The organism is Natronomonas sp. (assembly GCF_046710025.1).
In the GTDB taxonomy this organism is placed as follows: Archaea; Halobacteriota; Halobacteria; order Halobacteriales; family Haloarculaceae; genus Natronomonas.
This window is the reverse complement of the sequence record NZ_JBKEGK010000084.1, coordinates 1-9,851: the sequence shown is the minus strand read 5'-3', so window position 1 is coordinate 9,851 and position 9,851 is coordinate 1. Positions and strand designations below refer to the sequence as shown.

Here is a 9,851-nt window from a genome sequence, read left to right as displayed (position 1 = left end):
CGGCGATCAATGCCGTCTACGCGAGAAAGCTCGACGCGATCGACGATCCGGAGGAGCGAAAGCGCACGGAGGCGGAACTCCGCGAGGAATTCCGCGAGGATATCGACGCCCGGCGGATGGCAAGTGAGGTCGTCATCGACGATGTCGTCCCGCCGTCGACGCTCCGCGAGGAGTTGACGAACCGCTTTGCGTTCTACGAGGGCGTCGAGAAAGACCGCCCCGACAAGAAGCACGGAACAGTCCTATGACGGGGCGCTACTACGAGGACTTCGCGGTGGGCGAGACGATCGAACACGACAAGCGTCGGACGATATCAGAGGCCGACAACCAGGCGTTTTGCGACATGACGATGAACCAACAGCCGCTCCACCTCGACGCCGACTTCGCCGCCGACACCGACTTCGGCGAACGGTTGGTCAACGGCCTCTATACGATGAGCCTTGCCGTCGGGTTGACGATCCCTGAGACGACCGACGGCACCATCGTCGCGAACCTCTCCTACGACAACGTCGAACACCCCGACCCCGTGTTTCACGGCGATACGATCCGCGTCCAATCGACCGTGATGGAGAAACGCGAGACGAGCGACGGCGAACGCGGCGTCGTCACGATGCACGTTGAGGTGTTCAGGGTGAACGACCGTTCGGGGGGGGCGTCGGACGGGACCACCTCGGTCGACACAGACGAGCCGCTGGTCTGTTCGTTCGACCGGACAGTACTGTCGTTGAAACGGCCGGTGGGCAAATAGCGCCCGCGCTACCGGCTGAATTCGTAGCCGGCCTCACGGTCCCACGCGGTTTCGATCCCGTCCTCGCGGAGCCGCGTCCGACGGATCTTTCCGGTCGGGTTGCGCGGCATTTCCGATCGTATGTCGACGTACCGGGGCACCTTGAGATACGGCAGCGACCGCTTGCAGTGCCGATAGACGTCGATCGGGCTCAATTCGGTGCCTGCCTCGGGGACGACGATCGCTTTGATTTCCTCGGTTCCACTTCGGTCTTCGACCCCGACAACCGCGGACTCGCGGACGTTCGGCGCCGCGTCGATAACGCCCTCAATCTCCAGCGAGGAGACCCGCCCCGCGATGCGGCCGCGGTAGATCGAGTTGTCCTCGTTGGCGATGAAGTAGACGAACCCGTCCTCGTCCTTGTACCCGATGTCGCCGCTGTGAATCCACTGGTTACGACAGACCTCGACGGTCCCTTCCGGATCGCTCAGGTACCCCTTGAACATCGCGTTGGGGCGTTTCGGGCGGATCACGATCTCGCCTGACTCGCCGGTGTCGACCGGCCAGTCGTCTTCGTCGACGATTTCGACGTCGGCGTACGGAACCGCTTTGCCGGAGCTGCCGATCCGGCGCTCCTCGGGCGTATTGTAGGTGGCGATCGTCGATGTCTGCGTGATGCCGTAGCCCTCGAGGACGGTGATACCGAAGCGCTCCTCGAACTCTCGGATGAGTGTCTCGTCGGTACCGAAGCCGAACCCGTGGCCGATCGCCAGTTCCACGGGGTTCGATCGCTCCCCCGATCCCGGGTGCTGGTTGTGCAGCACCGACAGCATTCGGCCGAGATAGAGAATGATCGTCGCCTCACACGCCTCGACCTCTCGCCAGTACGTGTCCGGGTCGAAGGGGTCCGAAATAACGAACTCGGCGCCCGCAAACAGCGCGCCGACCACACCGAGTTGGAAGGTGAAAATGCTGTACAACGGCAGCGTCGTGAAGATCCGATCGCCCCCGTCGTATCCGAAGAGTTCCTTCGCGACCGTCCAACCGGTGTTAATGTAGGCGAACTGCGGGAGCAACACGCCTTTCGGCTGTTCGGTGGCGCGTCGCTGGACGAACGTCACCGACGCCGTATCCGTGCCATCGTGCTCACCGCCCGGCGCGTCCGTCGGTTCCCCGCCGAGCAGCGACCGAAAGGGCCGGTACGGGTGGTCCTCTGGACGGTCCCCGACAAAATACTCCGCCGCGACATCCGGTACGTCTCCTCGGACCGCCTCGTAGGTCTCACGCGTTCGTTCGTCGACGAACACCATCTCCGCGCCGGACATCGAGAGCGCCGTCGACAGCGTCTCGCCGGTAAACCGCGTGTCGATCGGCGCGACGACTGCTCCGAGTTTCGCAAGCGCGAAATAGAGCGTCACGTACTCAAGGGAGTTGTACATGAACAGACAGACTGTATCGCCGGGACCGATTCCCCGGGTTTCGAGCCCGTTCGCCAGTTCGTTCACCCGCCGGTCGCACTCGCCGTACGTGATCCGCTCGTCGCCGTATCGGAGGAAGGGCTTGTCGGCGATTTCGGCCGCCTTCCGTTCGAGGGCTTCCCCAAGCGTTTCCACCCCTGAAGGCGGTCTCCGTTCAGGCATCGTTCAGGCCCCCTCCGTTCCGGCCGCGCCGCGTATCTCCGCGACTGCTCGATCGAGTGCCGACCTGATCTCCTGATTCGGTTGAGCGTTAAATTCGTGTGCGTATCCGAAGACCCCGATCCCGTGATGGCGACCGGTCGGGCCCTCGAAGGCGACGCCGACTGATCCGACGCCGAGCGCCGCCTCGCCGTCGCTGACGGCGTACCCTCGCTCGGCGGCATCCGCGAGCGCCTCCGCAAGCACCCCGGAGTCGGTGATCGTCTTTTTAGTGTGTGCCGGGAGGCCGTGGTGCTTGGCGATGGCCTCGACGTAGTCGTCGGGCAGCGCCGCCAATATCGCCTTGCCGGGCGCGTGCGTGTGCAGATTGGAACGCTTGCCGACTCGTCCGTACACGCGGTAGCCGTCCTCGGGGATCGCCGACTCGACGAACAGTCCCCGGCCGTGCTCCTCTGTCACCCACCAAGCGGGTTGGCCGACCGCTCCGGCCAACGCCGGCAGCGATTCAAGCACCGCCTCGCGGATCCCGAGTCGACTCTTCGCCGCCATCCCGTGGGTCAGAAAGCGGAGGCCGAGGTGGTAGGTCCCCTTCCGCTCGACGACGTACCCCATGGACTCGAGCGTGGAGAGGTAGTTGTGGATAGTGCTTTTTGCCAACTCCAACTGTCGCTCCAACTCGTCCGGCCGCACCCCGTCGCGATTTTGCAGGATCTCGATAATTCTGAAGCCGGTCCGGACCGACTTGACCTGCCTCGTCGACGATTCCCGAATCATATCTGACTGTATCGCCCCCTGTAATTATATGTATCCCTCAATGGTGTATATTTCGCACGTGCCGAGCCAAATAGACGCGATAGTTGTTCACGTATACTGAATAAATTGCCGTGTGTAGCGCTCTCAATGCTTCAGTATGTGTGTAACGTTGTCGCCTAAGTCATCGGATAGTGCGGATGACAGAGCAGCTAACGATAATAACACTGTTATTTATTTCATCTCTCTGTGGGGCGTCTGACAGTAAATGTGTCTCGGTCGTCCGCATCGCCTCATCGCAATCCGTCGTTTCGGAGATGCCGTAGACGGGTCGCTCCTGTGTGCCGGGCGGTTTCGATACGATCAGACGTTTTCGATACAGTCGAAAACCGCTCCGCGCGCATTCAAACGGTGACGAGCGTTTCCTGATAGGCGCCGTGGTAGTCCTCGAAGACGGCCATGATCTCGCCCATCGTCGCGTAGGCTTTCACCGCGTCGACGATCGGAGGCATGACGTTCTCGTCGCCCTCGATCGCCGCCTCGATCGCGTCAAGGGAGGCTTCGACGGCCTCGTCGTCGCGTTCCTCCTTGACCGATTCGAGCCGATCGATCTGTCGGTCGCGGGTCTCGGGATCGACGTGGAGCAGGTCGGGGTCGGCGTCCTCCTCGATCTCGTAGCGGTTCACGCCGACGACGACCTCCTCGCCCTTATCGACGCGCTTTTGATACTCGTATGCGGCCTCCTGAATCTCGCGGTGGAAGTAGCCGTCCGGGATTCCCGAAAGGACGCCGTCACGCACGGACCCCTCGCCCATCTCTTTGATTTCCTCGATGTACCCCATGATCTCCGCCTCCATCTCGTTGGTGAGTTTCTCGATGGCGAAGGAGCCGCCCATCGGGTCGACGATGTCCGCTGCGCCGGACTCCTCGGCGATGATCTGTTGGGTTCGCAACGCCACGCGGACGGCCTCCTCGCTCGGCAGCGCGAGCGCCTCGTCGTAGCTGTTAGTGTGGAGACTCTGTGTGCCGCCCATTACGGCGGCGAGCGCCTGGATCGTCACCCGGGCGATGTTGTTGAGTGGCTGTTGGGCCGTTAGTGACTGACCCGCGGTCTGGGTGTGGAACTTCAGCCGCTTGGAGGCGTCCGCCTCGGCGCCGTACCACTCGTCCATTACGCGCGCGTAGATCCGGCGGCAGGCCCGGAACTTCGCGATTTCCTCGAAGATCGAGTTGTGAGAGTTGAAAAAGAAGGACAAAAGCGGCGCGAACTCGTCGACCTCAAGGCCTCGATCGAGGCAGTCCTCGACGTACGCGAAGCCGTCAGCCAGCGTGAACGCAGCCTCCTGTGCGGCGGTCGCCCCGGCCTCGCGGATGTGGTAGCCGGAGATCGAGACGGGGTGAAACTTCGGCGTTTCCTCGACGGCAAACTCGATAGTGTCCGTGACGACGTCGAGACTCGGCTCCGGCGGAATCACCCACTCCTTCTGCGCGATGAATTCCTTGAGCATGTCATTTTGCAGCGTCCCGCGGACCTCCTCGCGGGGGACGCCCTTCTCGTCCGCGAGCGCGATGTACATCGCGTAGATGACCGGTGCGGAGGGGTTGATAGTGAAAGAGGTCGACACCTCGCCGATGTCGATGCCGTCGAAGAGGATCTCCATGTCCCGGAGCGTGTCGACGGCGACGCCTTCCTTGCCGACCTCGCCCTCGCTCATCGGGTGATCGGAGTCGATCCCCATGAGGCTCGGCATGTCGAAGGCGGTGGAGAGGCCCGTCTGCCCCTCGTCGATGAGGTAGTGGAACCGCTCGTTGGTCTCCTCGGCGGTGCCGAACCCCGCAAACTGACGCATTGTCCACGTCCGGCCCCGGTACATCGTCGGGTATGGCCCCCGGGTGTAGGGCGGTTCCCCGGGGAAACCGAGGTCCTCATCCAGATCCATATCAGCGATGTCCTCGGGGGTGTAGAGCCGATCGACCTCGTGGTTCGAGACGGTTGCAAACCGCTCTTTCCGTTCGCCAGCGTCGAGGAACGGTTCGAGGGTTTCTTCTTCCCACTCCGCTCTTTGCTCGCGGATCCTCTCAAGGTCGTCGTTTCCGAACATTACCTATATTCACACAGTCTGCCAGCAAAAGCGTTGCCATACATGTTGAAAAATAAACGTATTCGTGGCGGGAGGCCGACCCTATCGGTCGTCGGGGATTCGGAACGTTTAATCGAAATCTCTCCGTGTGTCTCGCCATGACACGAGAGATTGACGCGGTCGAACGCATCGGCGTTGTGGGCGCCGGAACAATGGGCAGCGGGATCGCACAGGTGGCTGCCGTCGCGGGGTACGACGTCGTCATGCGGGATATCGAGACGGAGTACGTCGAAAGCGGCTTTGAGACGATTGAGGACAGCCTCGGACGACAGATCCAGAGCGGGACGGTCACCGAGTCGGAGGCCGACGCCGCACAGGCCCGGATCGAAGGGACAACTGATCTCGAGGATCTCGCCGACTGCGATATCGTCGTCGAGGCAGCTCTCGAGGACATCGATGTCAAACGTGATATCTTCTCGGACCTCGACGAGGTCATAAACGAGGACGCCGTCTTGGCGACGAACACGTCGACGCTGTCGATCACGACCATCGCGGCCGCCACAGAACGCCCCGAATCCATCCTCGGCCTTCACTTCATGAACCCCGTGCCGGTGATGAAAGGCGTCGAGGTCGTCAACGGCGAGAAGACCGACGAGGATGTCCTCGAGTTCGCCCACGCCTTCGCAGAGGACCTCGGCAAGGAAACATGGGAGTCCGACGACAAACCCGGCTTCGTCACCAACCGCATCCTGATGCCGTGGATCAACGAGGGGATCCGCGCCTTCGACGAGGGCGTCGCTACAAAGGAGGATATCGACAACGGAATGACGCTCGGAACCAACGTCCCGATGGGTCCCCTCCAGTTGGCCGACCACATCGGCCTCGACATCTGCCTACACGCGACCGAAACGCTCCACGAGGAGTTGGGCGACCGTTACACGCCCGCGTACCTGCTCAAACGGAAGGTCGAAGCGGGCGACCTCGGTAAAAAGACCGGCGAAGGGTTTTATAAATACGACTGAGGCGGGCGCATCGCCTCGGGGTGTCGACAACGAAGCCGGCGGTCAGTCCCCGAGGTGTCGTGCGATAACTTCCTTTTGTATCTCCGAGGTCCCCTCGTAGATTGTCGTGATCTTCGCATCTCGGTAGTAGCGCTCGACGTCAAAATCCTTCGTGTAGCCGTAGCCCCCGTGGACTTGGACGGCCTCGCTCGCCACGTCGACGGCGGTCTCGCTGGCAAAATACTTCGCCATACTCGCGGCCATCGCGTCGACGCCGCCCTCGTTCTTTTCGGCGGCGTCCCGTGTCAGCAGCCGGGCAGCCTGCACGTTAGTCGCCATGTCGGCGAGTTTGTGCGCGATCGCCTGGTGATCGGCGATTGGCTTCCCGAACTGCTCGCGCTCGTCGGCGTACTCGACGGCGGCATTGAGCGCTGCGTCGGCGACCCCGACCGCCTGGCTCGCGATGGCGATCCGACCGCCGGTGAGAATCGAGAAGGCTGCTTTGAGCCCCTCACCGACCTCGGTAAGCCGGTTCGATGCCGGGACCCGGGCGCCGTCGAAGACGATCGGGGTCGTGTCGCTGGCGCGGAGGCCGAGTTTGTCCTCCTTTGTACCAACCTCGAGGCCGTCGAGGTCCTTCGGGAGCAGAAACTGTGTCACCGAGTCGGGGTCGTCGGGGTCCGTCCTCGCGAAGAGGATGACGACACCCGAGCGCTTCCCGTTCGTGATCCACTGTTTCTTGCCGTCGATAACGTACTCGTCGCCGTCCTTTCGGGCGACAGTGGACATCTCGGCTGGATTCGACCCCGCATCCGGCTCCGAGAGCGCGAACGCGCCGATCGGCCGCCCCGCCGCCATGTCCGGCAACCACCGCTCTCTGTGCTCGTCGGTGCCGAACGTAGCGATACAGGACGTCGCCAGACAGTGGACCGAAAGCGCCGTCGCAACCGAGAGGTCGCCCCTCGCCAGTATCTCGTTGACGACACTGTACGTCAGTTGGTCGGCGTCGAAGCCGCCGTACGCTTCGGGGACGGTAAGCCCGGTCAGGTCCAATTCGGCGAGACCGTCCCAGACGTCCTCGGGAAACGTTTGTTTCGCGTCGGCTTCGGCGGCGGCGGGCCGCACCTCACGTTCGACGAAGTCGGAAACCGTCTCCTCGATGAGCGAGCGTTCGCTTGCGGTCATACCGAACCGTCATTGTCCACGAACATAATTCGTGTGGGTTCCACACATCCCCTCGTCGCCCGGCTACACGTAGTCCATGTTCACCTGCGTGATATTCGCTACCCGCCGTATCGTAGAGAGGATCTCCTCGCGGCGCTCCTCGCCCATCCGGCTCTCGGGACCGCAGACGCAGATCGCCCCGCGAACTGTGTCCCCGCGGTCGAGAACCGGGACGGCGACGCAAACGAACCCCGCGATCCGCTCGCCGCGATCGATCGCGTAGCCCCGTTCGCGGACGGTTTCCAGTTGCGCACGGAGAACGTCCGGATCGGTCACGGTCCGCTTCGTGATCGGCTCGAAGGCCTGCTCGTCGAACAGCGCCTCACGCTGTTCCGGATCGACGTGTGCGAGGATCGCCTTCCCCCCGGCGTTCGCGTACAGCGGTACCCGGGCGCCAGGGTAGGCGGGCAGATCGACGGCCCCTTCGCCCTCAGCGACCGACAACAGCACGCCGTCGCCGCCCTCCTCGACGATCAGCGTCGCCTGTTCACCGGTCTCATCGGCCGCCGCGGGCAACTCTTCGGCCGCCGCCGTGTGGATCTCGCGTCGCCTCCGCTCCCGGTGGCCGATCTCCAAGAACCGCGTCGAGGTTCGGTAGTCGGTGCCCTCCTTCACGACGTGGCCGGTCGAGCGGAGTGACTGCAGGTAGTCGTGAACCGTGCTGACCGGCAACTCTACCGCTGCCGCGAGTTCGGAGACACCCATCCCGTCGCGCTTCGAGAGGGCATCGACGATCTGGAAGGCGCGCGTCACGGATCGATTCTCGGGGTCGGACATTACTGGCACGACGGCCGAGGACAAATTAGTTTTTTCGGCCTGGCCGAAAGAAATTTCGGCCAGATCCACGGCCCGCCCCGCGCCTGCCGCCCGATACCCACTACCTGCCACCCACCGCCGCTGTGGCCTCAGCCACGCTTGTGTCCCGGCTCACCCCGTCGTTCGTCCAATCCCCGTTTTGAACGATATCGCGGTACCAAGCGCCGATTGGATCACCGGCATCAATCCGACATAGCCGAAACGTTTGTCTCGCCGTCGATATTGTTTTATAACAGAATTAATTTTGTTATGTATTTTTCAAGGGATGTGGTCTACGCGATGAACCTCCCCAATGAGAGCGTCGGCCAGCGTTGTGACGCGGCTGTTGGCTATAGAACTCTCGATTGTAGCGCGATCGACCGCCCGTGAGCACCGGGGACAACAGCGGCGGTCGGTGCGATTTCGACAACACCGGGGGCCGGCAGTGGGACCCCGTTGACGGTGGGTTAGGGATTGCATTTCGACGAATTCGTATATCTTGTATATAAATATAAATTATATATTAAGCCGAGCTCGCATCGAGAGATGTGTCTGACTGCGCGCCGCGGCTCTCAGTCGGCGGCGCGATTACGCCCCGAGCGCGCGCTCTCGACAAGCGGCGTGTGGACGCACTCGTACAGCTTGTCGAGATAATTTAAATATTTTTCCTTGTATTTATTATATAAATAGTATATTTGCATATTTTGTCGTCTATAGTTGTTAATTCGTCTAATTACTATCGCCGACCTGGGCGGTTGAGGTGATCCACTCATTGGCCGGCGGGGGCAACCAAACTACATCGAGGCTCCACGAGCGTGTACGTGTCTCGTTACAGTAAATATATTTATAGTAATTATATACTATCATTAAAATGTAATTTAGCGTGTGGGACCACAGCGGCCGCAGTTCCGAAGCGAAAAGCGATAAACCGCTCGCCACACTGCCTTCCGTATGGAGTATCACGAGGCGGCGAACTTCCTGTTCGACCTCCGTCGGTACCCCTCCCGGACGGGGGTGGCGCCGACCCGACGGCTGCTCGAACATCTCGGGGTCGCTGACCCGCCGTTTCAGGTCATCCAGATCGGGGGCTCGAACGGGAAGGGCAGCACCGCCCGCATGGTCGAATCCGTCCTCCGGGAAGCGGGCTACGATGTCGGGCTCTACACCTCCCCGCACCTCGACGACGTGCGCGAGCGGGTCCGGATTGACGGTCGCCCGGTCGCGAAGCGCGCTGTCCGCGAGTACGTCGAGACAATCCAACCGTACGTCCGCAAACAGACGCCCGACGGCACCCCGCCAACGTTCTTCGAAGCCGTCACGGGGCTCGCCGTCCACACCTTCGCCCAGCAGGGCGTCGACGTCGCCGTCCTCGAGGTCGGCATCGGCGGCGAACACGATGCGACGAGCGCGCTCTCGCCGGAGGCCGCGGCGGTTACAAATGTCACCCTCGAGCACGCCGACCTCCTTGGTGACACGGTCGAAGAGATCGCCCAGGACAAGGCCGCGATCGCGCCGTCCGATCGCCCCCTCGTGACGGCCGCCGACGGCTCGGCCTTCGATGCGATCACCCAGACTGCCGGCGAGACGCTTCGCGTCGGATCGACCGAGGACGACGCCGAGATCGCTGTCTCCACGG

8 protein-coding genes and 1 pseudogene are annotated in these 9,851 nt (G+C 62.2%); 4 read left to right on the top strand and 5 right to left on the bottom strand.

The features are described 5' to 3' along the window. Both ACI944_RS07500 and ACI944_RS07495 read left to right on the top strand, forming a co-directional pair. Positions 1-248, top strand: a pseudogene (locus ACI944_RS07500) (acyl-CoA carboxylase subunit beta); the annotation flags it as partial. After that, entirely contained in the window at positions 245-748 is a 504-nt protein-coding gene (locus ACI944_RS07495) for a MaoC family dehydratase (protein ID WP_411718431.1), read from the top strand. The pseudogene ACI944_RS07500 and the gene ACI944_RS07495, both read left to right, overlap by 4 nt. An 8-nt stretch (positions 749-756) precedes the next feature. On the opposite strand, the gene ACI944_RS07490 is transcribed toward ACI944_RS07495, so the two are convergent. The 3 genes from ACI944_RS07490 to ACI944_RS07480 form a co-directional block, all read right to left on the bottom strand. Further along, a complete protein-coding gene (locus ACI944_RS07490) occupies positions 757-2,367 on the bottom strand; it encodes a class I adenylate-forming enzyme family protein (protein ID WP_411718430.1) in 1,611 nt (536 codons plus the stop codon). Between the two features lie 3 nt (positions 2,368-2,370). Beyond that, a complete protein-coding gene (locus ACI944_RS07485; protein ID WP_411718429.1) occupies positions 2,371-3,138 on the bottom strand; it encodes an IclR family transcriptional regulator in 768 nt (255 codons plus the stop codon). Positions 3,139-3,518: 380 nt separating this feature from the next. Beyond that, positions 3,519-5,216: a methylmalonyl-CoA mutase family protein gene (locus tag ACI944_RS07480; RefSeq protein ID WP_411718428.1), complete on the bottom strand. Its 1,698-nt coding sequence runs from the start codon at positions 5,214-5,216 to the stop codon at positions 3,519-3,521. A 137-nt stretch (positions 5,217-5,353) separates the two neighbouring features. On the opposite strand from ACI944_RS07480, the gene ACI944_RS07475 reads away from it, so the two are divergent. Beyond that, positions 5,354-6,217 (top strand): 3-hydroxyacyl-CoA dehydrogenase family protein, encoded by an 864-nt coding sequence (locus ACI944_RS07475; protein ID WP_411718427.1) that lies wholly within the window; start codon positions 5,354-5,356, stop codon positions 6,215-6,217. Positions 6,218-6,259: 42 nt separating this feature from the next. Here the strand turns inward: ACI944_RS07475 and ACI944_RS07470 are convergent, their stop codons facing one another. Together ACI944_RS07470 and ACI944_RS07465 are read right to left on the bottom strand one after the other, a co-directional pair. Next, positions 6,260-7,381 carry an acyl-CoA dehydrogenase family protein gene (locus ACI944_RS07470; RefSeq protein WP_411718426.1) on the bottom strand — a complete coding sequence of 374 codons (1,122 nt, stop codon included), beginning with the start codon at positions 7,379-7,381 and terminating at the stop codon, positions 6,260-6,262. A gap of 63 nt (positions 7,382-7,444) precedes the next feature. Beyond that, complete coding sequence (locus ACI944_RS07465) at positions 7,445-8,197, bottom strand: IclR family transcriptional regulator (RefSeq protein WP_411718425.1); 753 nt, start codon at positions 8,195-8,197, stop codon at positions 7,445-7,447. Between the two features lie 969 nt (positions 8,198-9,166). Between ACI944_RS07465 and ACI944_RS07460 the strand changes: the two genes are divergently transcribed. Beyond that, positions 9,167-9,851 (top strand): bifunctional folylpolyglutamate synthase/dihydrofolate synthase (locus tag ACI944_RS07460; RefSeq protein WP_411718424.1); only part of this gene is annotated, 685 nt, incomplete at its 3' end.